General features: G+C 71.1%; 25 protein-coding genes and 1 pseudogene. 22 read left to right on the plus strand and 4 right to left on the minus strand.

Annotation, left to right across the window (positions count from 1 at the left end; translation table 11 throughout):
• Window positions 1-39: 39 nt before the first annotated feature.
• The 4 genes from secD to HCU62_RS12430 all read right to left on the minus strand — a co-directional run bounded on the left by secD (window position 40) and on the right by HCU62_RS12430 (window position 6,351).
• Entirely contained in the window at window positions 40-2,610 is a 2,571-nt protein-coding gene (gene secD, locus HCU62_RS00920; RefSeq protein ID WP_163298715.1) for a protein translocase subunit SecD, read from the minus strand.
• Between the two features lie 191 nt (window positions 2,611-2,801).
• Window positions 2,802-4,292: a flagellar hook protein FlgE gene (locus tag HCU62_RS00925; protein WP_163298716.1), complete on the minus strand. Its 1,491-nt coding sequence runs from the start codon at window positions 4,290-4,292 to the stop codon at window positions 2,802-2,804.
• A 30-nt stretch (window positions 4,293-4,322) separates the two neighbouring features.
• Window positions 4,323-5,000: a flagellar hook assembly protein FlgD gene (locus HCU62_RS00930; protein ID WP_163298717.1), complete on the minus strand. Its 678-nt coding sequence runs from the start codon at window positions 4,998-5,000 to the stop codon at window positions 4,323-4,325.
• 34 nt (window positions 5,001-5,034) lie between these two features.
• A complete protein-coding gene (locus HCU62_RS12430; RefSeq protein WP_169755351.1) occupies window positions 5,035-6,351 on the minus strand; it encodes a flagellar hook-length control protein FliK in 1,317 nt (438 codons plus the stop codon).
• Window positions 6,352-6,873: 522 nt separating this feature from the next.
• Between HCU62_RS12430 and HCU62_RS11775 the strand changes: the two genes are divergently transcribed.
• The 22 genes and pseudogenes from HCU62_RS11775 to HCU62_RS01040 all read left to right on the plus strand — a co-directional run bounded on the left by HCU62_RS11775 (window position 6,874) and on the right by HCU62_RS01040 (window position 26,161).
• Complete coding sequence (locus HCU62_RS11775; protein WP_163298320.1) at window positions 6,874-9,120, plus strand: STT3 domain-containing protein; 2,247 nt, start codon at window positions 6,874-6,876, stop codon at window positions 9,118-9,120.
• 20 nt (window positions 9,121-9,140) lie between these two features.
• Entirely contained in the window at window positions 9,141-9,992 is an 852-nt protein-coding gene (locus tag HCU62_RS00940; protein WP_309474782.1) for a glycosyltransferase family 2 protein, read from the plus strand.
• Between the two features lie 99 nt (window positions 9,993-10,091).
• Window positions 10,092-10,916, plus strand: coding sequence for a phosphoribosylformylglycinamidine synthase subunit PurQ (locus HCU62_RS00945; protein ID WP_163298322.1), 825 nt, complete (start codon window positions 10,092-10,094; stop codon window positions 10,914-10,916).
• 45 nt (window positions 10,917-10,961) lie between these two features.
• Window positions 10,962-11,681, plus strand: coding sequence for a twin-arginine translocase subunit TatC (gene tatC, locus HCU62_RS00950; protein WP_163298323.1), 720 nt, complete (start codon window positions 10,962-10,964; stop codon window positions 11,679-11,681).
• Window positions 11,682-11,769: 88 nt separating this feature from the next.
• Window positions 11,770-12,333 carry a YceD family protein gene (locus HCU62_RS00955; RefSeq protein ID WP_163298324.1) on the plus strand — a complete coding sequence of 188 codons (564 nt, stop codon included), beginning with the start codon at window positions 11,770-11,772 and terminating at the stop codon, window positions 12,331-12,333.
• 54 nt (window positions 12,334-12,387) lie between these two features.
• Window positions 12,388-12,573 (plus strand): 50S ribosomal protein L32, encoded by a 186-nt coding sequence (rpmF, locus tag HCU62_RS00960; RefSeq protein WP_163298325.1) that lies wholly within the window; start codon window positions 12,388-12,390, stop codon window positions 12,571-12,573.
• 1 nt (window position 12,574) lies between these two features.
• Window positions 12,575-13,585, plus strand: coding sequence for a phosphate acyltransferase PlsX (gene plsX, locus HCU62_RS00965; RefSeq protein WP_163298326.1), 1,011 nt, complete (start codon window positions 12,575-12,577; stop codon window positions 13,583-13,585).
• Window positions 13,586-13,624: 39 nt separating this feature from the next.
• Window positions 13,625-14,608, plus strand: coding sequence for a beta-ketoacyl-ACP synthase III (locus HCU62_RS00970; RefSeq protein ID WP_163298327.1), 984 nt, complete (start codon window positions 13,625-13,627; stop codon window positions 14,606-14,608).
• A 14-nt stretch (window positions 14,609-14,622) separates the two neighbouring features.
• Window positions 14,623-15,786, plus strand: a complete 1,164-nt coding sequence (locus HCU62_RS00975) for an acyl-CoA dehydrogenase family protein (RefSeq protein WP_163298328.1) — start codon at window positions 14,623-14,625, stop codon at window positions 15,784-15,786.
• A gap of 47 nt (window positions 15,787-15,833) precedes the next feature.
• Window positions 15,834-16,628, plus strand: a complete 795-nt coding sequence (locus HCU62_RS00980; protein WP_163298329.1) for an electron transfer flavoprotein subunit beta/FixA family protein — start codon at window positions 15,834-15,836, stop codon at window positions 16,626-16,628.
• Window positions 16,625-16,795 carry a 4Fe-4S binding protein gene (locus tag HCU62_RS00985; protein ID WP_163298330.1) on the plus strand — a complete coding sequence of 57 codons (171 nt, stop codon included), beginning with the start codon at window positions 16,625-16,627 and terminating at the stop codon, window positions 16,793-16,795. The genes HCU62_RS00980 and HCU62_RS00985 overlap by 4 nt, the downstream gene beginning before the upstream one ends.
• 10 nt (window positions 16,796-16,805) lie before the next feature.
• Window positions 16,806-17,807, plus strand: a complete 1,002-nt coding sequence (locus HCU62_RS00990) for an electron transfer flavoprotein subunit alpha/FixB family protein (protein ID WP_163298331.1) — start codon at window positions 16,806-16,808, stop codon at window positions 17,805-17,807.
• 35 nt (window positions 17,808-17,842) lie between these two features.
• Window positions 17,843-18,595, plus strand: a complete 753-nt coding sequence (gene fabG / locus HCU62_RS00995; protein WP_163298332.1) for a 3-oxoacyl-[acyl-carrier-protein] reductase — start codon at window positions 17,843-17,845, stop codon at window positions 18,593-18,595.
• Window positions 18,596-18,674: 79 nt separating this feature from the next.
• A pseudogene (gene acpP / locus HCU62_RS01000) lies at window positions 18,675-18,920 on the plus strand (acyl carrier protein); the annotation flags it as partial.
• Between the two features lie 13 nt (window positions 18,921-18,933).
• Window positions 18,934-20,196 (plus strand): beta-ketoacyl-ACP synthase II, encoded by a 1,263-nt coding sequence (fabF, locus tag HCU62_RS01005; protein ID WP_163298334.1) that lies wholly within the window; start codon window positions 18,934-18,936, stop codon window positions 20,194-20,196.
• A gap of 18 nt (window positions 20,197-20,214) precedes the next feature.
• Entirely contained in the window at window positions 20,215-20,646 is a 432-nt protein-coding gene (rpiB, locus tag HCU62_RS01010; RefSeq protein WP_163298335.1) for a ribose 5-phosphate isomerase B, read from the plus strand.
• 127 nt (window positions 20,647-20,773) lie between these two features.
• Window positions 20,774-22,042 carry a serine hydroxymethyltransferase gene (locus HCU62_RS01015; protein ID WP_163298336.1) on the plus strand — a complete coding sequence of 423 codons (1,269 nt, stop codon included), beginning with the start codon at window positions 20,774-20,776 and terminating at the stop codon, window positions 22,040-22,042.
• Window positions 22,039-22,527: a deoxycytidylate deaminase gene (locus tag HCU62_RS01020; RefSeq protein WP_309474783.1), complete on the plus strand. Its 489-nt coding sequence runs from the start codon at window positions 22,039-22,041 to the stop codon at window positions 22,525-22,527. Before HCU62_RS01015 ends, HCU62_RS01020 begins: the two co-directional genes overlap by 4 nt.
• 113 nt (window positions 22,528-22,640) lie before the next feature.
• Entirely contained in the window at window positions 22,641-23,138 is a 498-nt protein-coding gene (gene nrdR / locus HCU62_RS01025; protein ID WP_163298337.1) for a transcriptional regulator NrdR, read from the plus strand.
• Window positions 23,128-24,264, plus strand: a complete 1,137-nt coding sequence (gene ribD / locus HCU62_RS01030; RefSeq protein WP_169755352.1) for a bifunctional diaminohydroxyphosphoribosylaminopyrimidine deaminase/5-amino-6-(5-phosphoribosylamino)uracil reductase RibD — start codon at window positions 23,128-23,130, stop codon at window positions 24,262-24,264. Before nrdR ends, ribD begins: the two co-directional genes overlap by 11 nt.
• Before the next feature lie 15 nt (window positions 24,265-24,279).
• Window positions 24,280-24,933 carry a riboflavin synthase gene (locus HCU62_RS01035; protein ID WP_163299176.1) on the plus strand — a complete coding sequence of 218 codons (654 nt, stop codon included), beginning with the start codon at window positions 24,280-24,282 and terminating at the stop codon, window positions 24,931-24,933.
• 16 nt (window positions 24,934-24,949) lie between these two features.
• Entirely contained in the window at window positions 24,950-26,161 is a 1,212-nt protein-coding gene (locus HCU62_RS01040; protein WP_163299175.1) for a bifunctional 3,4-dihydroxy-2-butanone-4-phosphate synthase/GTP cyclohydrolase II, read from the plus strand.
• Window positions 26,162-26,242 lie beyond the last annotated feature (81 nt).

Consider the following 26,242-nt stretch of genomic DNA (forward strand, 5'->3'; position numbering starts at 1 on the left):
CGCTTGCCGGCGGGGCCGCCCCATGGGTCTCCCTTCCGGTCACGTCCGCGGGGCCTTGCCCTTGTGCCAGGCGTGGACGATGGGGCTCGCCACGAAGACCGAAGAATAGGTCCCCACGATGACGCCGAGGAGGAGCGCCAGGGCGAAGTCGAAGATCACCACCCCGCCGAAGAGCACGAGGCACAGGATGACCATGAGGGTCGTCAGCGAGGTGATGATGGTCCGGCCCAGCATCTCGTTCACGCTCAGGTTGATGATCTCGGCGAAGGCCCCCCGGCCGTGGCGCCGGAGGTTCTCGCGGATCCGGTCGAAGATCACCACCGTGTCGGTGAGGGAGTAGCCGGCCAGGGTGAGCAGCGCCGTCACCAGGATGAGGGTGATCTCCCGGCCGGTGAGGTAGAAGATCCCCAGGACGGCCAGGACGTCGTGGAAGGTGGCCGCCGCCGCCGCGACCCCGAAGCTCACGTTGAACCGGAAGGCGAGGTAGCCGATGATGCCCGCCAGGGAGATGGCGATGGCGATGAGGGCCTTGTGCCGGAGATCCCGGCTGACCGCGGAGCCGATCTCGGTCTTGCTCTCCATCACGAAGCCCGCGTCCGGGAGTCCCTTCCGGAGGGCCCCGGTGAGCCGGCTCTCGGTGTCGCCCACCGTGGCCATGGCCTTCTTGAGCCGCACGATGAGGACGTGTTCCTTCTGGACGTCCTGGAGGGTGATGCCCTCGAGACCGGTGGCCGCAAGGGCGCGGCGGACGTCGGCGAGGGCAAAGGGTTTCTCGGCCCGGTACTGGATCATGGTCCCCCCGGCGAAGTCGACCCCCAGGTTGGCGGCGCCGCGCCAGATCTGCACGAAGGCCACGAGGCCCAGGGCCACCAGGAGGCCCGAGATCACGTATGCGATCCGCCGCCGGCCGATGAAGTCGATCCGGGTCTTGCGGATGACCTGGAGGAAGGAGAGGTCCTTCAGAGCGCGCTTGGCCAGCATCCAGTCGTAGACGATCCGGGTGCCGAAGATGGCGGTGAAGAGGTTGATGAGGATACCGGCGGAGAGGGTGACCGCGAAGCCCTTGATGGGTCCCGTCCCGAAGAGAAAGAGGGCCAGGGCCGTGATGAGGGTGGTGACGTGGGCGTCCACGATGGTCCAGAAGGCCTTGTCGTAGCCGCCGTCGATGAAGGCCTTGAGGGGCTTGCCGAGGGCCTTTTCCTCCCGCATGCGCTCGAAGATGAGGACGTTGGAGTCCACCCCCATGCCCACGGTGAGAATGATGCCCGCGATGCCGGGCAGGGTCAGCGTGGCCTGAAAGAGGGCGAGCACCGCGAAGAGGAACAGGATGTTGAGGGCCATGGCGACGTCGGCCACCAGGCCGGAGAACCGGTAGTAGAAGACCATGAAGACCACGACGAGGGCCGCCCCCACGAGGCCGGAGAAGAGGCCGCGGCGGACGGAGTCGCGGCCGAGGGAGGGTCCCACGGTGACGTTCTGGATGATCTTCACCGGGGCGGGCAGGGCGCCGGCCCGGAGCACGATGGCGAGGTCCGAGGCCTCCTCGTAGGAGAAGGTGCCGGTGATCTGGGCGTGGCCGCCGGCGATCCGCTCCTGGATCACCGGGGCCGAGCGCACCACGTCGTCCAGGACGATGGCGAGCCGGCGCTTGACGTTCTCGGCGGTGATCCGCTCGAAGCGCCGCGCGCCCTGGTCGGTGAACTCCATGGCCACGTAGGGGCCGCGGTAGGTGTCCACCCGGACGTAGGCGTCCTTGACGAGGTCGCCCGTCATGAGCGTCCGGTCCTTCAAGAGGATGGGCACCTTCCGGACCCGCCCGGTCCGGCGGTCCACGATCTTCTGGAGGTAGACGGCGTCGCCCTCGGGGATGAAACCCCGGAGGGCGGCGTTGAGCGTCTTGACGTCGTAGTCCGCCGGGAGGCGGCCGTCGGCGATGGCGTCGGAGATGAGGCGGTCGAGGTCCACTCCCGCCGCCTCGTCCACCAGCTTGAACTTGAGCTGCGCCGTCTGGCCGATGAGCTTGAGGGCCCGCTTCGGGTCCTTCACGCCGGGCAGCTGGACGACGATCTCGTCCTGTCCCTGGCGGACGATGACGGGTTCGGTCACCCCGAACTGGTCGATGCGGTTGCGGATGATCTCCAGAGATTGTTCCACGGCGTGGTCCCGGAGGAACTTCTCGGCCTTGGGGGCCAGCGTGAGGCGGAGCCGGGGGAAGGCCCCCTCGGTGGGCACTTCCTGGGCCTCGAGGTCGAACTCCTCCTGGACGAGGTGCTTGGCCGTCTCGAGGGCCCGCTTGTTGGGCAGCGAGATCACGATGTGCCCGGGCTCGGCGTTCCGGAGGCGGCGGGCCGTGATGCCCCTGCTCTTCAGGGCGTCGAGGAGGTCGCGGACCTTGTTCTCGGTGGCGTTGATCACGGCCTGGTCCACGTCCACCTTGAGGATGAGGTGCATGCCGCCCTGGAGGTCGAGGCCCAGCTTGAGCCGCTGGTTGTAGACGTGGCGGGTGAACCAGTCAGGGAGGCCGGAGGTGAAGGAGGGGAGGACGAGGACCGCGGAAACCGCCACGAGGGCGGCCATGAGCAGGACCTTCCAGCGAAGCGCCTTTGGCATGACCTGAGACTCCTTGTGCCGGGCCGCCGGCGGCGCGGGCGCCCGGCGGCGGGGAAAGGAAGAGGCGGCGGATCTCCACCGCACGGCGTCTGGAAAGACAGGGACTTTTTAGCGGGAAGCGGCCAGTTTTGCAAGGAAGAAGGGCCGGGACGCCCTCGGCGCCCCGGCCCCCGGTGTCGTCCCGGGCCCGGTTACCGCTTCATGTTGATGAGCTCGTTCAACATGTCGTCGGTGGTGGTGATGATGCGGGAGTTGGCCTGGAAGGCTCGCTGGGTGGTGATGAGCCGGACGAACTCGGTCCCGATGTCCACGGTGGACTGCTCCAGGGCGTTGGAGGCGATGGAGCCCAGGCCGTTGGTGAGGGGCTGTCCCGTGATGGGGGAGCCGGAGGCCGTGGTCTGGGTGAAGAGGTTGGCGCCGTTCTTGGCCAGATCCGTCGGGCTGTTGAAGCGGGCCAGCGCCGTCTGCGCCAGGGCGATGATGCGGCCGTTGGAGTAGCGGCCGGAGATCACGCCCTCGTTGTCCACGCTCACCGACTCCAGGAACCCGGGGGCGAAGCCGTTCTGGTCGTAGAAGAGGGTGGAGGAGCGGTTCGCGTACTGGGTGGTGGTGAGCGCCTCGGTGGCCCAGGTGGGCGGCGAGACGGTGGGGTCGAGGACGTGGGCGCCGAGGTTGATCTCCACGAGCTGGGCCGAGGGGTCGGCGGTGCTCCAGCCGGCGCCCGGCGGCTGGAAGAAGACCACCGCCTGGGGGTAGTTGTGGTTGCCGTAGGTGGCGGCCTGCCAGGTGTCGGTGGCGGTGTTGTAGACCTGGACCGGCTGGGCCGGGTCCGGGTTGTCGGCGGCGTCGTAGCCGTAGATGTTCTCGATCTGCCCCTGGGGGGAGAACTGGATCACCCCCCGCATGAGCATGCCGGCGTTGGCCGGGACGACGCCCCCGCTCCGGTCGTCGGTGGGGTCGATGGTGACCAGGAACTCCCACTCCCGGTCGGCGGCGACGCTGGTCCGGTCGAAGTAGACCGTGAGGGCGTGGGTGGTGCCGAGGCTGTCGAAGATGTTGAAGGTGGTCTGGTACTCGAAGTGGACGTCGGGCTGGAGGCTGCCGGCGGTGGAATTCCAGTCCTGGTAGAGGGTCGCCGTGCTCACCGGGGCGGTGAGGCGGCTGTCGAGGTTCACGTTCAGCGTGGCCTGGTCCGTGGCCACGGGGGGCGAGGAGTTGGAGATCTGGATGTCCTTGATGGCCCCCACGATCTCGGCGCTTCCGTCCGGCTGGGTCTCCATGTCCCAGCCCTGCACCCGGAGGCCGGCCGGGTTGACGAGGTACCCGTACTGGTCGACGTGGAACTGCCCCGCCCGGGTGTAGTAGAGGCTGTTTTCCACCTTGGGGTTCGAGAGGATGAAGAAGCCCTGGCCCCCGATGGCGAGGTCGGTGGGGGATGTGGTGCTCTCGAAGGAGCCTTGCTCGAACACGGAGGAGACGTCGGCCAGCTGCGTGCCGCGCCCCACCTGGGAGCCGCCCCGGGCGGTGTTGATGGACTGGGCCAGGATGTCCTGGAAGGTGGCCCGGGAACCCTTGAAGCCCATGGTGTTGACGTTGGCGATGTTGTCGCCGATGACCTGCATGCTGGTCCCGAGGGTCACGAGACCGCTGACGCCGGAGTAGAGTGAGCTGGAGAGTCCCATGTTGTCCTCCTTGCCGTTCGAGTCCGGGGGCTAGCCGCCCACCATCCAGATTTCGTCGAGGCCGATCTCCTCGCCGCCGGCGAGGGTGAGCCGGGGGAGGCCGGATTCGGGATAATTGACCTTGTCCACGGTCCCCGTGGTCCAAGTGGCCACGGAGAGCTCGTTGCCGTTTTCGTCCAGGGCCTGGACGCTCACCCGGTAGTCGCCCTCCGGGACACGGGCCCCAGAGGCGTCGGCGCCGTCCCAGGCCAGGGGGTGTTTCCCCGGGGCCAGCGCCCCGAGGTCCAGGGTCCGGACCACCCGGCCCTCGCCGTCGCGGATGACGGCGGTGCAGGCGGCGGCCGGGTCGGCCAGCTCGATGTCGAAGGCCTTGGGGCCGTCCGGGCCCACGGGGAGCCGGTCGCCGGCGTAACGGACGTCGAGGCCGAGGTAGTTCACCGCGCCGAGGCGGGTCCGCATCTCGTCGGACTTGACGAGGTTCTCCATGGCCGCGTTGTTGTCGTAGAGGAGATCCACCATGTTGAACTGGGCCATCTGGGAGGACATCTCGGCGCTGTCCAGTGGGTTCATGGGGTCCTGGTACTGGAGCTGGGCGAGAAAGAGCTTCATGAAGTCCTCCCGGTCGAGGGTCGACCGCTCCTCCGGGGCTGCGTAGAGGTTGGTCGCTTCCGTGGCGGAGGTGGGGGTGCCGGTCGTCGGGGTCACCATGGCTCGGATGCCTCCTGTGCCGTTCGCGTCGGTGTCAGACCACCAGGTTCAGCCGCGTGCCGCCGGGCCGCCACGAGGGCGGGGCCACGGGGGCGGGCTCCTCCCCGGCCGCCCGGGTCGTTCCGGCCGAGGGGCGGGGGGCGGCGCCGCTTCGCCCCCCGCGGAAGGCGAAGCGGCCGTCCCCGCTGTCCACGCCCACGTGGCACTGGGCGAGGTCGAAACCGCCTTGGGCCAGCTGCGTCCGGAGGTGGGCCAGGTTGTGCTCCACCAGGTGCCGGACCTCCGGGTGCTCGGCGAGGAAGGTGGCCTGGACCTCGTGGTTGTGCCGGACCACGATCTCCACCCGGACCCTTCCCAGCTCCGGGGGGTCGAGGTGGAGGACAGCCCGGTGCTGGTTGAGGCGGATGGCCCGGGTGACGCCGTCGCCGATCTGCTGGAGGACGGCGGCGAAGGCGGCGGGCCGGGCCGTTGCCCCATTCGCCCGGCCGCCCTGGACCTGGTCGCTGCGCGTTCCCCCGTCGGCGAGCAGGGCGCCGCCGTCCGGCCGGGGTTCCCCGCCGTGCCGGGCATGGGGGACGGCCTGGAGGTCGGTCCCGGCCGCCGCCGGCCCGTCCGTGGCGGGGCGGTGGACGGGGGCCTGGCGGGTCTCCGGGGCCGGGGTGGACGCCACGGCCCCGGGGCGCGCCTGGCCCTCGGCGGTCTCCGCCGTCCACCAGTTCGGGGTGGTCGCGGAGCCGCCGTCCGCGTTCCGCGCGGCGGTCCGGCCCGGGGCCGGAGTCTCGGCAGGGGCGGGCGGCCGGTGCTGCCCGGAGGCCGCGGGGCGGGGCCCGGCGGCGGCCGGCCGTTCCTCCGGGCCCGGCTGCCGCTTCGTCGCCGCGGATTCGGCGGTGACGGGCCCGCCGTGGGCGTGCAACGTCTTTTTCCCGCCGTCTCCGGGGCGGTCTCCGGCCGCGGGCGCCTTTTCCGGGTCGCCGTCCGGCGCCGCGGGCGGGGGCTCCGGGGCGGCGGTCGAAGGCGGTGCGCCGTCCGGCGCTACCGGCTGTGCCGGCGCCGCCGTCGGGGCCGGGCCTGCGGCCCGGACCGGGACGCCGGTGTCCGCCCGGGCGGGCCCGGGCGCCGCGTCCTCCTGCGCCGGTTCCCCGGCGGGCGGGGCGGACTGGAGGGCGGCCGCGGCCGCCCCGGCGCCCGGAAGGGGCGGGGCCGGCGCCGGCACGGGCCCGCCGCCGTCCGCCGGGGTCTCCGGGATGACGGGCGGCGGATCGGCGGGGAGGGACACGACGATCATGGCGGGCACGCCGGCCGGGACGGCCGCGGCCGCCGGGGCGTCCCCCGGCGGGGTGTCGAGGGGCACGGCCTGGCGTACCCGCCCGCCAGGGCCGACCTTTGGCGCCGCCCCGGCGCCGGTTGCCCCGTCCAGGGCCGCCCGGAAGTCCCCGTTTCCGGGCGCGGCGGCGGGCGCCTTCCCCGCTTCGGGGCCCGTTCCGGCGCGGGACCCGTTGCCGGCGGGTGCGGCCGGGCAGGCCCCCGCAGGGGGGAGCTCGGGCTGGGGACTGACGGGCATGGCCGTCGCCATTGAGGTGCCTCCTTGTGACGTCGGTGGGCCGCCGGCTGCGGCCTCGCCCGACAGTTCAGCAAGGGTCGTGCCGATAAGGGGACCATGGGGCGGCCGCCGGCCCGAAAACCCCGACGGGCTGGGCCGGGACGGCCGCCGCGGCATCTGGACCCCGCGGCCTTCCGGGGACGGACGCGAGGCAAGGATTGCCCAGGGGCGGCAGGAGATGCCGCGGCGGACCCCGGCCGGGATTGTCCCCCCCGGGGGTTCCGTGGTAGGGAGTGGAGAACGGTTCCGGTCACGCGACCGGCGGGAGGCGGCATGACGGCACGAAAGGCGAAGCGGCGGGTGAGAGCGGAGGCGACCCCGGCGGCCCCGGTGGGCGGGGGAGGCGGCGCCGGTGGATTGGGGCTGGCGCGCCTGGCGGAGGCCCTCGTCGGCCTGGCCGGCCGGCACCGGCGCTGGTGCGAGGCCTTGGCCCTGGTCTTCGCCCTGGCGGTGGGCTTCGCCGTCCGCATCGAGGACTACTGGGACTGGCAGGCCCAGCCCGAGAGGGCCCTCTACAAGGGGGAGGCGCTGCTCACCACCTTCGACGGCTACTACTACCTCAGCCTCACCCGGGATCTCCTCGAGGGGACCTACGCCCCCATGAACGAGAAGCGGGCGGTGCCGGACCTCGTGCCCAGGCCCATGCCGCCGCCCATGCTCCCGGTGGTGGCCGCCGGGGTGGTGAAGCTCACCGGGGCCTCCCTCAACTGGACGGGGGCGGTGCTCCCGGCGGTCTTGGGGCTCTTCCTGGCCTTCCCCCTCTACGGGCTCGGCCGGTACTACGGCGGCCCGGTGATGGGCTGGACGGCCGCCCTGGTGGGCCTCCTCTCCAACTACTACGTCTACCGGAGCAGCCTCGGCTGGTTCGACACCGACTGTCTGAACGTCACCTGGGCCACGGCAGTGGTCTATTTCTTCCTCCGGTTCGGGGTGGAGCGGGGACGCCGCCGCTACGGGTACTTCGCGGGGGGGCTCGCGGTCTTCGCCGCCTTCCTCTGGTGGTGGGACGGGACGCCCCAGGTGGTGGCCGCCATCTGCCTCGTCCCCCTGGTCACGGCCCTCGCCTTCTTCTACCGGCCCGAGCGCCGCGAGGGGCTGGTCTTCGCGGGGTGCCTGGCGGCCCTGGCGGCCCTGGCCCTCGCCGTCTTCGGTATCGATCTCCCGGCGCGCATCTATCACGCCGTCTCCGCCCAGTACCACTACATCGCCAAGGACACCGGCGGGGCCTTCCCCAACATCGGCGTCACCATCTCGGAGCAGGCCCGGCCCACCTTCATGGAGGTGGTCTTCAAGACCACCGGGTCGCTGCCGGCCTTCCTCCTCTCCCTCGCGGGGCTCGGGTGGCTCTTCTGGCGGCGGCCGGAGGAGAGCCTCTTCCTCTCCGTGCCGGTGCTGCTGGGGGGGCTCTCCTTCCTCTTCGCCAAGCGGTTCCTGATCTTCCTCGCCCCGGTCAACGCCCTCGGCCTCGGCTACCTGGTCTACGCCATCTGGTGGCTCCGGCGCCGGTGGCCGCTCACGGCCCTGGCGGCGCCCGTGCTGGTCCTCTTCCTCTCCTATCCCGCCTTCATGAAGGGCTGGGAGAAGGACTTCTGGCCCAAGGAGCCCCCGCACCTCATCGCCGGCATGGAGGCCGCCGGGGAGAAGACCCCGCCGCGCGCGCTCATCTGGGCCTGGTGGGATCACGGCTATCCCATGATCTACTGGTCGCGGCGCGGGACCATGAACGACGGCATGGTCCACAGCGGCGAGCGGAGCGTCTACAACGGGCTTCCCATGGCGACGGACGACCCGCGGCTGTCGGCCAACTTCATGCGTTTTTACGCCGCTCGGGGCCTCCGGGGTATCCAGCGCTTCTACGAGGCCGCCGGCGGCCCGGCCAAGGGCTTCCCCCTCTTGAAGCGGGTGCTCGCCGCCGGCCCGGAGGAGGCGGGGAAGATCCTGGCCGACGCCGCGCTCCGACCGGTGCAAGGCCTCCAGGGCGTTCCGGACTGGCTCGCCTTCTTCTTTCCCGCAGAGGCGCCGCCGGTCTACCTCTTCCTGGACTGGCGCCTCATGAAGACCTATTACTGGTGGTATTGGCTCGGGTCGTGGGACCCGGCGCGCCGGGACGGCTACCATCCCAAGTTCCGGGAGTTCTACGGGATCCGGCTGGACGGGGACGTCCTGACCGGCGGCGGGGGCCTTCGGGCCGACCTCCGCAAGGGCGAGGCCGCCTGGTCCGGGGGATGGCGGGTCCGGCTCAGCCAGGCGGTGGTCTGCGACACCCGGCAGGCCCGGGGCCTCCGGTACAAGGATCACCCGAAGGGCTTCAGCCTGGAGGCCTTCCTGCCGGGAGGGTTCGGGGCGGTGATGGATCTCCCCATCTCGGTCTCGGTCTTCAACCGGCTCTTCGTCCGGCACACGTACCAGAGCCGGTACTTCCGGCCGGTCATCCTCAATGCGCCTTCCCACCAGCTCTGGGAGGTGATCGGGGAGGTGTACCGGCCCGAAGCCGGGAAGGCGGCGCCCGCCGGCCGCTGAGCCCGGCGGGAGAGGCGGACGTGAAGATCTCGGTCATCATCCCGGCCTTCAACGAGGCGGAGGCGGTGGCGGACGTGGTCCGGCGGATCCTCGAGCTCCACCCGGACTTCGAGGTGATCGTGGTGGACGACGGGAGCACCGACGGCACGGGAGAGGCGGCCCGGGGGGCCGGGGCGCTCGTCTGGCGGCACCCGTACAACATCGGCAACGGGGCCGCCGTCAAGACGGGCATCCGCATGGCCTCCGGCGACTACGTGGTGCTCATGGACGGGGACGGGCAGCACGACCCGGCGGACATCTCGCGGCTGCTGGCCGAAGCGGACCGCTACGACCTGGTGGTGGGGGCCCGGAGCGCCCGAAGCCAGGCCTCCCTCGGCCGACGCCTGGCCAACTGGGTCTACAACCGGCTCGCCTCCTACGTGGCCCGGTTCCCCGTGCGGGACCTCACCTCCGGTTTCCGGGTCTTCCACCGGCGGACGGTGCTCCCCTACCTCCCGCTCTTTCCCAACACCTTCTCCTATCCCACCACCAGCACCCTGGCCTACCTGCGGAGCGGCCGCACCGTGGGCTACGTCCCCATCGAGGCGGCCCGGCGCCGGGGCAAGAGCAAGATCAGCGTGGTGCGGGACGGGGCCCGATTCCTGCTCATCATCCTTCGGATCGCGACCCTCTTCTCCCCGCTCCGGGTCTTCCTCCCGGTGAGCGCCTTCTTCTTCTGCACCGGCCTGGGCTATTACCTCTACACCTTCTGGACGACGCACCACTTCACCAACATGTCGGCCCTCCTGCTCAGCACCTCGGTGATGGTCTTCCTCCTCGGTCTGGTCTCGGAGCAGATCACCCAGCTGCGCTACGACCGCCTCGCGGAGTGAGGGCGGTCGGCCGGCGCCGGCCGTCCCGGCCGATTGCGCCCTCCCGGCATTCGGTGTATTGAGGAGGCCGGTTCCAGACGACACAGGGGAAGGATCACCATGGCCAAACAGGTCCGAGCCATCGTCCTCACGGGCTACGGCACCAACTGCGAGCGGGAGATGGCCCACGCCTGCCGGGCGGCGGGGGCCGACCGGGTGGACGTCGTCCACCTGAGCGACCTCCTCGACGGGAGCGTCCGCCTGGACGACTACCACTTCCTCAACCTCCCCGGCGGGTTCCTCGACGGGGACAACCTCGGGGCCGCCCAGGCGGGGGCCCACCGGTTGCGTTACGCCCGGGTGGCCGGCAGCGGCGAGCGGCTCATGGACCAGGTGCTGCGCTTCGTGAAGCAGGGCGGGCTGGTCCTGGGCGTCTGCAACGGCTTCCAGCTCATGGTGAAGACGGGGCTCCTGCCGGGCTTCGGCGGGCGGTACGAGGAGCGCCGTGTCAGCCTCACCTACAACGACTCCGGGCGCTTCGAGGACCGGTGGGTCACCTGCCGCGTCGAACCGGCCTCTGCCTGCGTCTTCACCCGCGGGCTCGATCTCCTGGAGCTTCCCGTCCGCCACGGGGAGGGGAAGTTCGTGGCCGCGGACGACGAGACCCTCCGCCGGCTCGAGGCCGAGGGCCTCGTGGTGCTTCGCTACGCGGACCCCGGCACCGGGGTCCCCACCATGGACTATCCCGCCAATCCCAACGGCTCCCTCCGGTCCGTGGCCGGGATCTGCGATCCCACCGGCCGTCTCTTCGGGCTCATGCCGCACCCGGAGGCCTTCCACCACCGGACGAACCACCCGAGGTGGACCCGCGAGGACCTCCCCGAGGAGGGGGCGGGGCTGGCCATCTTCCGAAATGCCGTGCAGTACGTGCGCGACAACTGCTAGCCGCCGCCCGGCGCGCCGCGGCGGCCGGGTCGAAGGGGGCCGGCGGTGACGGCGGCGGGCGAGGCCACCCTGCTCCAGCGGGTCTGGCTGCTGCTCGTGCATCTGCGCCGGTTCCTCCTGGAGGGGGCCGTGGCCACGGGGCTGGCCACGGCCGCCGTCTACTTCTACTCGCCGGAGCTCCTGCGGTTTCTCCAGGGGCACCTCGACCAGCGGCTCGCCTTCTTCGGGGTGCTGGAGCCGGTGGTGGCCCTCCTCAAGCTGTCGCTGGTCACGGCCCTGGCGTTGCTGGCTCCCTGGTTCCTCTGGCGCCTCGCCGGGGCCCTGCGGGCGGTCTTCGGGCTCTCGCGCCGCTTCGCCTTCTTCTTCCTCCCGGCGGCCCTGGTGCTTTTCTACGGCGGGGCGGCCTTCTGCTTCTTCGTGACCCTGCCCTTCGGCGTCGATTTCCTCCTCGGCTACCAGTCGCCCCACCTCCGGCCGGTGATCTCCGTGGGGAAGTTCGTCAACTTCGTGGGGCTCTTCCTCCTCGCCTTCGGGATCGTCTTCGAGCTGCCGCTGGTGATGACGCTGCTGTGCCGGCTGCGGATCTGCGGGGTGGAGACCTTCCGGCGCTACCGGCGTTTCGCCGTCCTGGCCATCGCCGTCCTCGCGGCCGTCCTCACCCCCACCCCGGACGTCTTCAACATGGCGCTCATGGGGGTGCCGCTCTACCTGCTCTACGAGGTGGGCGTGTTGGTGGCCCGGCTGACGGGGCCCCGATCGGCTTGACAAGGGGCGCTTCTTCTATATAGTACGTCCCCTTGTGCCGGGTCGGTTCGCGGCACGGACAGGCAGGGCCTTGCCCGGGAGAGCCTCCATGGCCGACGTTCCCAGATTTCACGCCCTGGTGGCGGTGGACGACATCCCGGAAGAGGGTCTCCATCTCGCCTGGGACGACATGCCGGGCCTTCTCCACGGGGAGGAGCGGGTCGCGGTACGCGGGCCCATCGCCGGCGAGATGGACCTCGACCTCGTGGACGGGGACGTGGCGGTGACGGGCCGGGTTCGGGCGGTGCTCGAGCTGGTCTGCGGCCGGTGCCTGGCGCCTTATCCCTTCCAGGTGGAGGCGGCCTTTTCCTGCCTGCTCGCCCCGGCGGGCGGGCCGGTCGCCGGCGGGCGGGCCCGGGACGTGGAGCTGGTGAGCGACGACATGGAATTTTCCGAGTTCGACGGGGTAAGCGTGGACGCGGCCGGGCTCTTCCGGGAGCAGGTCCTGCTCCAGTTGCCCATGCGGCGGCTCTGCCGGGAGGACTGCCGGGGGCTGTGCGCCGGTTGCGGCGCCGACCTCAACCGGGAGCCGTGCCGGTGTGCCCCGCGCGAGCCGGAATCCCCCTTCGCGGTGCTCAAGGGGTTGCGCTCCGAGTCCGAAGAAGGGAACTAGCCGCGCCGGGCGGAATGGAGCCGCCGCCGGCGCCGGAACCCATGGAGGAAGATCATGGCCGTACCCAAGCGGAAGATATCCCGGTCGCGGCGGGGCAACCGCCGTTCCCACGACAGGCTGCGCGTCCGTAGCCTCTCCCCGTGTCCCCAGTGCACCGAGCCGAGGCCCCCGCACCGGGTGTGCCCGCATTGCGGTGCGTACCGGGGCAAGATCTTCACCGAGCAGGAGTCCGTTTCCTGACGTGGCGGTTGCCGTCGACGCCATGGGGGGGGACCGGGGACCCTCCGTCCTCGTCGAGGGCGCCGTCGCGGCGGCCCGGGAATTCGGCATCCCCGTGGTCCTGGTGGGCGCGGAGGACGTGCTGGCGGCCGAGGTCCGGCGCCACGGCGCCGGGGGGCTGCCGGTCCGGATCCACAATGCCACCCAGGTGGTGGGGATGGACGAGTCCCCCGCCGATTCTCTGCGGCGCAAGAAGGATTCGTCCATCCGGGTCGCCTTCGACCTGGTCCGCGCCGGCGAGGCCGATGCCGTGGTGAGCGCCGGCAACAGCGGGGCGACCCTGGCCACCGCCATGGTGGCCCTCGGGCGGATCAGCGGGGTGCGCCCGGCCATCGCGACCCTCATCCCCACACTGAAGACTCCCTCCGTCCTGATCGACGTCGGGGCCAACGTGGACTGCAAGCCCCCGCACCTCTTCCAGTTCGGGGTGATGGGCGCGGTCTTCTCCCGCGAGATCCTGAAGAAGCCCGATCCGCGGGTGGGCCTCCTGAGCATCGGGGAGGAGGACACCAAGGGCAACCAGCAGGTCAAGAAAGCCTACGACCTCCTTGCCGCGAGTTCCTTGAATTTCGTCGGCAACGTGGAGGGGCGCGACGTCTTCGGCGGTGACGTGGACGTGGTGGTCTGCGACGGCTTCGTCGGCAACATCTGCCTCAAGCTCAGCGAGGGACTGGCCGAGTCCATCCTTCAGATGCTCCGGACCGAGATCGGGAGCAGCGTCCTCGGCCGCCTGGGGTACCTGATGGCCCGGTCCGCCTTCCGCCGTTTCCGCCGCCGGGTGGATTACGCCGAGTACGGGGGGGCGCCGCTGCTCGGCATCAACGGCGTGGGGCTCATCTGCCACGGCCGTTCCGGGGCCAAGGCCATCAAGAACGCCGTCCGGGCGGCCCACAATCTGGTAGAGGTCCGTCTGGCCCAGAAGCTGGCCGCCTCCCTGGATGCCGGCGGGGAGGGCCTCCGGGCGGCGCCCTAGGCCCGGTCCGGGGGCGAGGCGACGCGGGTTACATCCACCATGCCGACACGATCCATCATCCTCGGGACGGGCGCCTGCCTGCCCCGGAAGGTCCTCACCAACTTCGATCTCGAAAAGATGGTGGACACCTCCGACGAGTGGATCACCACCCGGACGGGGATCCGTCAGCGCCGCATCGCCGGGGACGACGAGCCCAACTCCCGCCTCGCCACCGAGGCCGCCCGCCGGGCGCTGGACATGGCGGGGGTCCACCCCCGGGAACTCGACCTCGTCATCGTGGGCACCATGACCCCGGACACCCCGATGCCCACCACGGCCTGCCTGGTCCAGCACGCCCTCGGCGCCAAGAACGCCGGGGCCTTCGACCTCGGGGCCGCCTGTTCCGGCTTCCTCTACGGCCTCAGCGTGGCGGACAAGTTCATCCGCGACAACCGGCGCCTGAAGGTCCTGGTGATCGGCAGCGAAGTGCTGTCCCGGCGGACCAACTGGCAAGACCGGAACACCTGCGTCCTCTTCGGCGACGGTGCCGGCGCCGCCGTGCTCACGGGAACCCGGGAGGACCGGGGCATCCTCTCCACCCACCTCCACGCCGACGGGTCCCTCGGCGACCTCCTCACCATCCGGGGCCTTGGAACCGCCCATCCCGTGACGCCCGAGCTCCTCGAAAAGGGCTGGCAATACATCGAGATGCAGGGAAGCGAGGTCTTCAAGCACGCCGTGCGCTCCCTGGAGGGCGTGGCCTGGGAGGCCCTCGAGGCCAACGGCTGGAGAGGGGACGACGTGGACCTCCTCGTCGCCCACCAGGCCAACGTCCGGATCCTCGATTTCCTGCGGGATCGGCTCGGGCTCTCGAGGGACCAGGTCTTTATCAACATTGACAAGTATGGTAATACCTCCGCGGCGAGTATTCCCATCGCACTGGACGAGGCGAACCGGGCGGGCCGATTGGCGCCCGGGACGAGGGTCCTCATACTGGCCTTCGGCGGCGGGTTCACCTGGGGCGCGGCCGCCCTGAAGTGGTGACGAAAGGACACCGGATGGCGCGGGTCAACTATTTTCTCACGGAAGAGCAGCAGATGATCGTGGACCTGGCCCGGCAGATCGCCGAGGAGAAGATCGTGCCGGTCCGCGCGGAACTCGACGAGAAAGAGGCCTTTCCCTGGGACCTCATGAAGGATCTCGCCCAGGCGGATCTCTTCGGCATCTGCATCCCCGAGGCCTACGGCGGGCTCGGGGGCGGGTGCTTCGAGCAGTGCCTGGCCGTGGAACAGCTGGCCTGGGGGTGCATCGCGGTGACCACCACCTACGCGGCCAGCTTCCTGGGCATCACGCCGGTCATCCTCTTCGGGACCGAGGAGCAGAAACGGCGGTATCTCCCGGACATCGCCGGCGGCAAGCGCCTGGCGGCCTTCGGGCTCACCGAGACCACGGCCGGCAGCGACGCGGCCGGCATCCAGACCACCGCCGAGGACCGCGGCGACCACTGGGTCCTCAACGGGACCAAGCAGTGGATCACCAACGCCGGCGAGGCGGAGATCTACACGGTCATCGCCATGACCGATCCCCAGAAGGGGGCCCGGGGGGCCTCGGCCTTCATCGTGGAGAAGGGCGACCCCGGGTTCGCCGTGGGCGAGAAGGAACACAAGATGGGGCTTCGCGCCTCCTCCACCCGTTCCCTCGTCCTCACCGACTGCCGCATCCCCAAGGACCGGCTCGTCGGGCGCCGCGGGCAAGGCTACATCGTGGCGCTGCGGACGCTGGATCTCGCCCGCCCGGGCATCGGCGCCATCGCCGTGGGGCTGGCCCAGGCGGCGCTCGACGCCGCCGTGCGCCACGCCCAGACCCGCATCCAGTTCGGCCAACCCATCATGTCGTTCCAGGCCGTCCAGCACATGCTGGCCGACATGGCCACCGAGATCGAGGCCGCCCGGGCCCTGGTCTACGCCGTGGCCCGCACCATCGACGCCGGCGCCAAGGACTTCGCCAAGCTCTCGGCCATGGCCAAGGTCTTTCCCACCGACATGGCCATGCGCGTCACCACCGACGCGGTCCAGGTGCTCGGCGGCTACGGGTACATGAAGGACTACCCGGTGGAGAAGATGATGCGGGACGCCAAGGTCCTCCAGATCTACGAGGGGACCAACCAGATCCAGCGCAACGTCATCGCCCAGGCCCTCAACAAGGAATACAAGGCGGTCTGAGGCCGGCGGCGGACCGGCGCCCGGCCGCAGAGAAAGGGCCTCCACCCATGAAGATCGTCGTCTGCATCAAACAGGTCCCCGACGAGAAGACCGTCCGCTTCGACCCCGAAAAGGGCACCCTGATCCGGGAGGGCACGGCGGCGGTGATCAACCCCCTGGACCTTCACGCCCTGGAGGCCGGGGTCCAGCTCCGCGAGGCCGTGGGGGGGGAGGTGATCGCCGTATCCATGGGCCCACCCCAGGCGGAGGAGGCCCTCCGGGAGGCCATCTCCCGCGGCGCCGACCGGGGGGTCCTCCTCTCCGACCGGGCCTTCGCCGGGGCGGACACCCTGGCCACCACCTACGCCCTTCACCTCGCCGTCGGCCGCCTGGGGCCGGTGGACGTGGTCCTCTGCGGGCGCCAGACCAGCGACGGGGACACGGCCCAGGTGGGGCCGGGCCTGGCCGCTCGGATGGACGTCCCCTGCGTGGCCGGTGTCACCCGGGTGGAGCCGGTGGACGGGGGCGCGGCCCTGCGGGTGCATCGCCCCCGCGAGGGGGGCTACGACGTGGTGCAGGTCCGGCTGCCGTGCGTGCTCACGGTGGCCGCCGAGCTCAACTCGCCGAGGGTGCCCTCGCTCAAGGGCAAGATGGCGGCCAAGAAGGCGGAGATCCCCGTCTGGACAGGCGCCGACCTCGGCGCCGATCCGGGCCGGTTGGGGATGGCGGGGTCGCCCACCCGCGTGGTGGAGACCTTCGTCCCCTCCTTCGACGCCCGGCGGGAGATGCTCGAGGGGTCGCCGGAGGCCCAGGTGGAGGCCCTCTTGGAGCGCCTCCGGGCGGCCGGGGTCCTGGCGCGGTGAGGGCTCCCCGGGTGGACGCCGCCCGGTGCGATGGCTGCGGCGAGTGCGCCGAGGTCTGCGGCGCCGGGGCCATCGAGATCCGGGGTGGAGTGGTGACAATCCGGCGGGAAGTGTGCTACCTTTGCGGCGCCTGCGCGGCCACGTGCCCGCGGGGTCTCATCGGGTGAGGACGGGTTGATGGAACAGTGGCAGGGAATCTGGGTGGTCGGCGAGACGGCCCCGGGCGGCGTGGCGCCGGTGACCCTGGAGCTCATGTCCAAGGGGCGGCTGCTCGCCGACAAGCTGGGGACAGACCTCTCCGTGGTCCTCATCGGGCACGGGGTGGGGGCGCTTGCCGAGGGGCTCGGCGCCCACGGGGCCGACCGTGTCTACGTGGCCGACCACCCGGAACTCGCCGATTTCGCCGACGAGCCCTACGCCCGGATCCTGGCCGATCTCGCCGCCCGCGAGCGGCCCGAGGTCATCCTGGCGGGCGCCACCGCCACGGGGCGCGGGTTCATCCCCCGGGTCGCCACCCTCCTCGAGACCGGGCTCACCGCCGACTGCGTGGACCTCGACGTCGACCCCGCGGACCGGATACTCCGCCAGACCCGGCCCGCCTGGGGCGGCAACCTCATGGCCACCATCGTCTGCCCCGACCGCCGGCCGCAGATGGCCACGGTCCGGCCCAACGTCTTCCGGGCGGCGAAGCCGGAGCCCGGCCGGCGGGCCGAGGTGGTCCCGGTGGCGGTGGACGAGGCCCAGCTCCGGCGGGGGATCGAGGTCCTGGAGCACGTCGAGACGGAGGCGTCCGGCGGCCTCCGCGAGGCGGAGATCGTCGTCACGGCGGGGCGGGGGGTCGGCCCGGGCGAGGGGCTCGAGCTCCTTCGTCGGCTCTGTGAGCTCGTGGGCGGGGAGCTCGCCGCCACCCGGGCGGTCACCGACGCCGGCTGGCTCCCCCACCGGTGCATGATCGGGCAGACCGGCGAGACGGTGGCCCCGCGCCTCTACATGGGGTTCGGGGTCTCCGGGGCCATGCCCCACGTGGTGGGCATGCAGGGCGCCGAGATCGTGGTGGCCGTCAACAAGGATCCCAAGGCCCCCATCTTCGATCTCGCCACCTACGGCATCGTGGGGGACGTGCACGAGATCCTGCCCGTGCTCGTCGAGCGGCTGCGCGGGCGCAAGGATTCGGCCTGAGGCCGTTTCAAGGAACGGAAGGAGCCGACCGAAGAATGGGCCAAGGACTCGATGGCAAGGTCGCGGTGGTCACCGGCGCCTCCAGGGGCATCGGGCGGGCCGTCGCCCTCCGGCTGGCCGCCGAGGGGGCGGCCGTGTACGTGAACTACGCCGGCAACGCCCGGGCCGCCGAGGAGGTCCGCGAGGCGGTGGCCGCCGCCGGCGGCACGGCGTGGACGGCGCAGTTCGACGTGGCCGACACCTCCGCGGTGGACGCCTTCTTCGCCGAGGTGGTGGAGCGCCACGGGGGGGTCCACGTCCTGGTGAACAACGCCGGCATCACCCGCGATTCCCTCCTCGCCCGCATGAAGGAGGCGGACTGGGACCGGGTGCTGGCGGTCAACCTGAAGGGGGTCTTCAACTGTTGCCGGGCGGCCGCCATGGCCATGCTGAAGCAGCGCTGGGGGCGGGTGGTCAATATCGGTTCGGTGGTGGGCGCCATGGGCAACCCCGGCCAGACCAACTACGCCGCGGCCAAGGCCGGGCTCGAGGGCTTCACCAAGTCCTTCGCCCGGGAGGTGGCCTCCCGGGGGGTCACGGCCAACGTGGTGGCCCCGGGGTTCATCGAGACGGACATGACCGCCGCCCTGCCGGAGAAGGCCAGGGACCGGATCCTCACCCAGATCCCCCTCGGCCGCATGGGCCGGCCGGAGGACGTGGCGGCGGCGGTGGCCTTCCTGGCGGGAGAGGAAGCGGGTTACATCACCGGGCACGTGCTGCACGTGAACGGCGGGCTGTGGATGCCCTGACGGCCGGTCAAGGGGCCGTACCAATACACGCAGAGGCCGCGGCGGGCCCCGCCGGGGCCGCTCGGCGAAGCAACGGGAGGATTCCAAGATGAGCACGCAGGAGAAGATGATCGAGATCATTGCCAGCCAGCTGAGCGTGGACAAGGAGAAGGTGGTCCCCTCGGCGTCCTTCGTGGACGACCTCGGGGCGGATTCCCTCGACCTGGTGGAGTTGGTGATGGCCATGGAGGAGGAGTTCGGCGTCGAGATCGCCGACGAGGACGCCGAGAAGATGCAGACCGTCCAGGACGCCATCAACTTCATCAACGAGCGACAGGGATCCTGACGACGGAGGACCGATGACGTTGGAACGACCGCCTCGGAGGCGGGTGGTGGTCACCGGGCTGGGGGTGCTCTGCCCGGTGGGCATCGGCGTCGAGGAAAGCTGGGCCGCCGTCACCGCCGGCCGGTCCGGGATCGGGCCCGTCACGCGCTTCGACACGGAAGGCTACGCCTGCCGGATCGCCGGCGAGGTGAAGGGGTTCGACCCCACCGACTTCATGCCGGAGAAGCTGGCCAAGCGGGTGGACCTCTTCGTCCGTTACGGGGTGGCCGCCGCGGCCATGGCCCTCGAGGACGCCGGCCTCCGCATCACGGCCGAGGAGGCGCCGCGGGTCGGGGTCATCACCGGCTGCGGGCTCGGGGGGCTCGGCACCATCGAGCACTACCGGGACGTCCTCGTCCAGAAGGGCCCGTCCCGGGTCAGCCCCTTCTTCATCCCCATGGCCATCCCCAACATGGCCTCCGGTCAGATCTCCATCCTCTTCGGGGCCAAGGGGCCCAACACCGTGGTCTGCACCGCCTGCGCGGCGGGGACCCACGCCATCGGCGACGCCTGCCGCGCCATCCAGTGCGGGGCGGCCGACGTGATGATCTCCGGGGGCACCGAGTCGGTGATCGTCCCGCTGGCGCTTTCGGGCTTTGCCTCCCTGAAGGCGCTTTCCCTCAGAAACGATGAACCCGAGAGGGCCTCGCGCCCCTTCGAGAAGGACCGCGACGGGTTCGTCATCGGGGAGGGGGCCGGCATCCTCGTCCTCGAGGAACTCGGCCACGCCCTGGAGCGGGGGGCCCGGATCTACGCCGAGGTGGCGGGCTACGGGCTCACGGGGGACGCCTACCACATGACCGCCCCGCCCGACGACGGGGAGGGCGGGGCCAGGTGCATGCAGATGGCCCTGGACGATGCCGGCCTCGCCCCCGAGGACGTGGACTACATCAACGCCCACGGGACGAGCACCGCCCTCAACGACCTCTGCGAGACCCGGGCCATCAAGACCGTCTTCGGGGAATATGCCGACAAGGTCCCCGTCAGTTCCACCAAGTCCATGACGGGGCACCTGCTCGGGGGCGCCGGCGGCGTGGAGGCGGTCTTCACCGTGAAGGCCATCGAGACCGGCGTCATCCCGCCCACCATCAACTACGAGACCCCGGACCCCGAGTGCGACCTGGACTACGTCCCCAACACGGCCCGGAAGGCCGACGTCGAGGTGGCCATGTCCAATTCCTTCGGGTTCGGGGGGACCAACGCCGTGCTGGTCTTCCGCCGGTACCGGGAGGCCTAGCGGCCGGAGGGGCGCACCATGAAGGTTGCCATCGGCTCCGACCACGGCGGCTTCGACTACAAGGAACGGCTGAAGGCCGTGGTGGCCGATCTGGGCCACGAGGTGGTGGACGTCGGGTGCCATTCCTGCGATTCCACCGACTATCCCCTCCAGGGCCGCGAGGTGGCCCGCCTCGTGGCCGGCGGCGAGTGCGAGCGCGGGATCCTCATCTGCGGCACCGGCATCGGGATGTCCATGACGGCCAACCGCGTTCCCGGGGTCCGGGCCGCCCTCTGCCACGAACTCTTCACCGCGCGGATGAGCCGGGAGCACAACGACGCCAACGTCCTCTGCCTGGGCCAGCGGGTCATCGGCCTGGGGCTGGCCGAGGAGATGGTCCGCCTCTGGCTGGAGACGCCCTTCAGCGGGGGGCGCCACGCCCGCCGCGTGGCGCTCATCGAGGCCGGCTAGCCGCGGCCCGCCGTCCCCTCTCCCGGGCGGTTTGCATTATTTCCCATATGGGATAAAAAGGGTGGCGTGCCCCGCCCGAGGGGCGCGAATCCGCCGCCGTTCGTGCGGCCCCACGCGGGTATCGAACATGGACCACCTCTACCAGACCGACCTGGAGGTCTTCCGGGCTCTCAAGGCCGAGATCCTCCGCCAGACCGGGCAGCTCGAGATGATCGCCTCGGAGAACTTCGCCAGCGAGGCGGTCATGGAGGCCGAGGGCAGCGTCTTCATGAACAAGTACGCCGAGGGGTACCCCGGCGGCCGTTACTACGGGGGCTGCCAGAACATGGACGTGGTGGAGCGGCTCGCCGTGGAGCGGCTGAACACGCTCTTCGGCTCCGAGTACGCCAACGTCCAGCCCCACTCGGGCAGCCAGGCCAACATGGCCGTCTACTTCGCCGTCCTCCGGCCCGGCGACACCATCCTCTCCATGGACCTCGCCCACGGGGGACACCTCACCCACGGGGCCCCGGTGAGCTTCTCCGGCCGGCTCTTCAATCCCGTCTTCTACGGGGTGAGCCGCGAGACCGAGACCATCGACTACGACCAGGTGGCGGAGCTGGCCCGCCGACACCGGCCCCGGATGATCGTGGCCGGGGCCAGCGCCTACCCGCGCGTCATCGACTTCGCGGCCTTCCGGGCCATCGCCGACGAGGTGGGGGCCTACCTCATGGTGGACATGGCCCACATCGCCGGCCTGGTGGCGGCGGGGATCCACCCCTCCCCGGTGCCCTTCGCCCACTTCGTGACCTCCACCACCCACAAGACCCTCCGCGGGCCCCGGGGCGGGTTCATCCTCACCTCCGAGGCCCACGGCCGGCTGGTGGACAGCCAGATCTTCCCCGGGATCCAGGGCGGGCCCCTCATGCAGGTGATCGCCGCCAAGGCGGTGGCCTTCAAGGAGGCCTTGGCTCCCGGCTTCAAGGCCTACCAGCAGCAGGTGGTCCGCAACGCCGCCAAGCTGGCGGAGGTCCTCCAGGCGGGCGGCTTCCGCCTGGTCTCCGGCGGCACCGACAACCATCTCCTCCTGGTGGACCTCGGCAACCGCGGCCTCACCGGCCGCGAGGCCGAGGCCGTCCTGGAGCGCGCCGGCATCACGGTGAACAAGAACGCCATCCCCTTCGACCCCCAGCCGCCCAGGGTCACCAGCGGCATCCGCATCGGGACCCCGGCGGTGACCACCCGGGGCATGAAGGAGGCGGAGATGGAGGAGATCGGCGGCTACATCGTGGATCTCCTCACCCGACCGGAGGCGGCCCTGGCGGACGAGATACGGCCGCGGGTCCAGGCCCTCTGCGGGCGCTTCCCCCTCTACCGCGACCGGCTGGCGGCCTACGAGGCCTCGGAGGCCGCGTGAGCCGGAAGCGGGGCGGCCACCCGGAAGCGAACGCGCGGCCCTCGTGGGACGCCTACTTCATGGACATCGTCCACCTCGTGGCGCAGCGCAGCACGTGTCTCCGGCGGAAGGTGGGGGCGCTCCTGGTCAAGGACCACCGGATCCTCGCCACCGGCTACAACGGGGCCCCCAGCGGACTCCGGCACTGCCTCGAGGTGGGCTGCCTCCGGGAACAGATGGGGATCCCCTCCGGGGAGCGCCACGAGTTGTGCCGCGGCCTCCACGCCGAGCAGAACGTTCTCATCCAGGCCGCCTGCCACGGGGTCTCCGTGGCCGGCGCCACCCTCTACTGCACCAATCTCCCCTGCCTCATCTGCACGAAGATGCTGATCAACGCCGGGGTCCGCGCCGTGGTCTACGCCGACGGCTACGCGGACGCCCTCTCCCGTGATATGTTGAAAGAGGCCGGCATCCCGGTGACCCGGGCCGGTCCCGGGGCGGGCTGAGCCCCTGCCGGGGGGCCGCCCGCCCCGGCCGACGGCAACAAGATGACGACGGCGTTGGAGAGAGTTCCGCGCTGCGGCGGCCGTTCCTGCCGCGGGCCCCTGGCGGGTGTCCCATGAGATGTCCCTTCTGTAATGCACCGGAGAGCCGGGTCGTGGATTCCCGGACGAGCCGTGACGGGCGGGCCATCCGTCGCCGCCGGGAGTGCCTCGCCTGCCGCGAGCGTTTCACCACCTACGAGCGGGTGGAGGAGTTCCGTCCCATGGTGGTGAAGAAGGATGGGCGCCGGGAGGAACTGGACCGGCGGAAGATGGTGGAGGGCATCCTCAAGGCCTGCGAGAAGCGGCCCATCAGCGTGGACCAGGTGGAGGCCTTCGTCAGCGAGCTGGAGAAGGAGATCCAGGACCGGGGGGACCGGGAGGTCCCGAGCCGGTTCCTGGGCGAACGCATCATGGCCCGGCTCCGGGAGTGGGACGACGTGGCCTACGTCCGGTTTGCCTCGGTCTACAAGCAATTCAAGGACCTCGGGGAGTTCATGGACCAGCTGCAGGAACTCCTCCGGCGGGACGAGGAGCGGGGGGAGCCGGTGGAGGGGGAGGCCCATGGGGAGTGAGGACCGCGACGCCCGCTTCATGCGGCGGGCGTTGCGGCTGGCCCGGAAGGGCCTCGGGCGGACCGCGCCGAATCCGCCCGTGGGGGCCGTGGTGGTCCGGGGCGGTGAGATCGTCGGCGAGGGCTGGCACCGCCGGGCGGGGACCCCCCATGCCGAGGTCCATGCCCTGCGGGCGGCGGGGGAGCGGGCCCGGGGGGCCGAACTCTACGTGACCCTCGAACCCTGCCACCACGAGGGCCGGACCCCGCCCTGCACCCGGGCGGTCCTCGCGGCCGGCGTGCGCCGCGTGGTGGCCGGGACGCGGGATCCGAACCCCCGGGTCCCGGGCGGCGGGGCGGCCTTTCTCGCCTCCCGGGGGGTGGAGGTCCGGGTGGGCTGCCTCGAGGCGGAGTGCCGCCGCCTGGTGGCGCCCTTCGCCAAGCAGCTCCACACGGGGCTGCCCTGGGTGCTGGCCAAGGCGGCCTGCAGCCTCGACGGCCGGATCGCCACCCGAACGGGTGATGCCCGCTGGATCACCAACGAACGGGCCCGCCGCTACGGCCACGGCCTCCGGAACGCGGCCGACGCCATCCTGGTGGGCCGGGGGACCGTGGCGGCCGACGACCCGCAGCTCACCTGCCGCCTCGCCCGCGGCGGGCGCGACCCGGTTCGGGTCGTCCTGGACAGCACGTTGGCCCTGTCCCCCGATCGGCGGATCTTCCATGTGGCCTCGCCCGCGCCCACCCTGGTGTTCGGGGCGGCGGGGCGGGCGCCGGACCACCGGCGCGAGGCCCTCGAGGCGGCGGGGGTCGAGGTCCACCTGGTGCCCGCCGGGCGGGACGGGCGGGTGGAGCTTGCCGCCGTCCTGGCCGAGCTGACCGGGCGGGGGGTCCAAGTGCTCCTGGTGGAGGGCGGCGGCGGGGTCCACGGGGCCTTCTGGGACGCGGGCCTGGTGGACGAGGCCTGTTTCTTCTACGCCCCGGTGGTGATCGGCGGCGAGGGGGCGCGGTCCGCCGTGGCCGGCCGGGGGGCCGAGAGCGTCTCGGCGGCGGCCCGGCTCCACGATGTGGAGCTCCGCCGCCTCGGCGACAACTGGATGGTCCGCGGCCTGGTCCGGGATGTCGACCGGTTCTGGCCGGCGGGCTGAAGGGGAGGTCCCGGGATGTTCACGGGGATCGTGGCAGGTCTGGGAACGGTACGGGAGATCCGCCCCTCCGGCGGCGGCGTGGCCATGGCCGTCGAGGCCGACTTCGACCTGGAGGCCCCGGCGGAGGGGGAAAGCATCGCCGTGAACGGGGTCTGTCTCACGGCCACCACCATCTCGCTGCGGCGGTTCACCGTGGACGTCTCGCCGGAGACCCTGGAGCGGACCACCCTCGGGTCCCTGTCGCCGGGCGCCCGTGTCAATCTCGAGCGGGCGGTCCGGCTCTCGGACCGGCTGGGCGGGCACCTCGTCAGCGGCCACGTGGACGCCGTGGGCACCATCCGGGAGCGGCGGCCCCTGGACCGCTTCACCCTCTTCGAGATCGAGATCCCCGGCCGGCTCGCCCGCTACGTCATCGAGAAGGGATCCGTGGCCGTGGACGGGATCAGCCTCACCGTGAACGAGTGCCGGGGCGAGCGGTTCTCCGTGGCCGTCATCCCCCACACGGCCCGGCTCACCACCATGGGGCTTCGCCGGGTGGGGGACAAGGTGAATATTGAGGTGGACATCATAGGGAAGTATATTGAAAAGCTCATGTTCACGCCCCGGGAGGCGGCGGCGCCCCCCCCGGGGCTCACCAAAGAGATGCTCGCGCGGTACGGATTCGCGTGAGGAAAGAGGCAAGCCAATGGCCAAGGCGACCATCGAAGAGGCCATCGAGGACATCCGGGCCGGCAAGATGATCATCCTCGTGGACGACGAGGACCGGGAAAACGAGGGTGATCTCACCATGGCGGCCGAGAAGGTGACGCCCGAGGCCATCAACTTCATGGCGAAGTACGGGCGGGGGCTCATCTGCCTCACCCTCACGGAGGAGCGGGTGGAGCGGCTCCAACTCCCCATGATGGTGAGCCGGAACACGTCGCGCTACGGCACCGCCTTCACCGTGTCCATCGAGGCCCGCCGGGGCGTCACCACCGGGATCTCCGCCCACGACCGGGCCACCACCATCCTCACGGCCATCGCCGACGACGCGGGGCCCGAGGACCTGGCCATGCCCGGGCACGTCTTCCCGCTCCGGGCCCGCAGCGGCGGGGTCCTGGTCCGGGCCGGCCAGACGGAGGGATCGGTGGACCTGGCGCGGCTGGCGGGGCTCCGGCCGGCCGGCGTGATCTGCGAGATCATGAAGGACGACGGCACCATGGCCCGCATGCCGGACCTCGAGGTCTTCGCCCGGGAACACGGTCTCAAGATCGTCACCATCGCGGATCTCATCGCCTACCGACTCCAGACAGAGAGCTTCGTGCGCCGGGAGGTGGAGACCCGTCTCCCCACGGCCACGGGCGAGTGGCGGCTCATCGGCTACTCCAGCCAGCTCGACGAGAAGAACCACCTGGCCCTCATCTACGGGGCCGGGGAGGTGCGCGAGGACGAGGAGATCCTGGTTCGGGTCCACTCCGAGTGTCTCACCGGGGACGTCTTCGGCTCCCTCCGTTGCGACTGCGGGCCGCAGCTCCACCACGCCATGGCCCAGATCGCCCAGGAGGGCCGCGGTATCCTGCTCTACATGCGCCAGGAGGGCCGCGGCATCGGCCTCATCAACAAGCTCAAGGCCTACTGCCTCCAGGATGAGGGCAAGGACACCGTGGAGGCCAACATCGAGCTCGGGTTCCAGCCCGACCTCCGCGACTACGGCATCGGCGCCCAGATCCTCCGCGATCTCGGCGTCCGGCGCATGCGGCTCATGACCAACAACCCGAAGAAGATCGTCGGTCTCGAGGGCTACGGTCTCGAGGTGGTGGAGCGGGTCCCCATCGAGATCCCGCCGCACCGGGAGAACGAGCGCTACCTCCGGTGCAAGATGGAGAAGATGGGGCACATGCTGCACATCAAGAACTGATGGCTGAGCAAAGATCGCCAAATGCCGGGCGCGGCCGGCGGCCGGCCCGCCGGGGCGCACCTCCGGCATGCCGCCACCGGC

Source organism: Dissulfurirhabdus thermomarina (genome assembly GCF_012979235.1).
GTDB lineage: Bacteria > Desulfobacterota > Dissulfuribacteria > Dissulfuribacterales > Dissulfurirhabdaceae > Dissulfurirhabdus > Dissulfurirhabdus thermomarina.

Excerpts from the sequence above, each read along its gene's own strand:
- HCU62_RS01035 (WP_163299176.1), top strand. The coding sequence starts at position 24,280 with ATGTTCACGGGGATCGTGGCAGGTCTGGGAACGGTACGGGAGATCCGC.
- ribD (WP_169755352.1), top strand. The coding sequence starts at position 23,128 with ATGGGGAGTGAGGACCGCGACGCCCGCTTCATGCGGCGGGCGTTGCGG.
- HCU62_RS00980 (WP_163298329.1), top strand. The coding sequence starts at position 15,834 with ATGAAGATCGTCGTCTGCATCAAACAGGTCCCCGACGAGAAGACCGTC.
- HCU62_RS00970 (WP_163298327.1), top strand. The coding sequence starts at position 13,625 with ATGCCGACACGATCCATCATCCTCGGGACGGGCGCCTGCCTGCCCCGG.
- HCU62_RS00930 (WP_163298717.1), bottom strand. The coding sequence starts at position 5,000 with ATGGTGACCCCGACGACCGGCACCCCCACCTCCGCCACGGAAGCGACC.
- fabG (WP_163298332.1), top strand. The coding sequence starts at position 17,843 with ATGGGCCAAGGACTCGATGGCAAGGTCGCGGTGGTCACCGGCGCCTCC.
- HCU62_RS11775 (WP_163298320.1), top strand. The coding sequence starts at position 6,874 with ATGACGGCACGAAAGGCGAAGCGGCGGGTGAGAGCGGAGGCGACCCCG.
- HCU62_RS00975 (WP_163298328.1), top strand. The coding sequence starts at position 14,623 with ATGGCGCGGGTCAACTATTTTCTCACGGAAGAGCAGCAGATGATCGTG.
- fabF (WP_163298334.1), top strand. The coding sequence starts at position 18,934 with ATGACGTTGGAACGACCGCCTCGGAGGCGGGTGGTGGTCACCGGGCTG.
- HCU62_RS01015 (WP_163298336.1), top strand. The coding sequence starts at position 20,774 with ATGGACCACCTCTACCAGACCGACCTGGAGGTCTTCCGGGCTCTCAAG.
- HCU62_RS00945 (WP_163298322.1), top strand. The coding sequence starts at position 10,092 with ATGGCCAAACAGGTCCGAGCCATCGTCCTCACGGGCTACGGCACCAAC.
- rpiB (WP_163298335.1), top strand. The coding sequence starts at position 20,215 with ATGAAGGTTGCCATCGGCTCCGACCACGGCGGCTTCGACTACAAGGAA.
- secD (WP_163298715.1), bottom strand. The coding sequence starts at position 2,610 with ATGCCAAAGGCGCTTCGCTGGAAGGTCCTGCTCATGGCCGCCCTCGTG.
- HCU62_RS00990 (WP_163298331.1), top strand. The coding sequence starts at position 16,806 with ATGGAACAGTGGCAGGGAATCTGGGTGGTCGGCGAGACGGCCCCGGGC.
- rpmF (WP_163298325.1), top strand. The coding sequence starts at position 12,388 with ATGGCCGTACCCAAGCGGAAGATATCCCGGTCGCGGCGGGGCAACCGC.
- HCU62_RS00955 (WP_163298324.1), top strand. The coding sequence starts at position 11,770 with ATGGCCGACGTTCCCAGATTTCACGCCCTGGTGGCGGTGGACGACATC.
- HCU62_RS01040 (WP_163299175.1), top strand. The coding sequence starts at position 24,950 with ATGGCCAAGGCGACCATCGAAGAGGCCATCGAGGACATCCGGGCCGGC.
- nrdR (WP_163298337.1), top strand. The coding sequence starts at position 22,641 with ATGAGATGTCCCTTCTGTAATGCACCGGAGAGCCGGGTCGTGGATTCC.
- HCU62_RS00925 (WP_163298716.1), bottom strand. The coding sequence starts at position 4,292 with ATGGGACTCTCCAGCTCACTCTACTCCGGCGTCAGCGGTCTCGTGACC.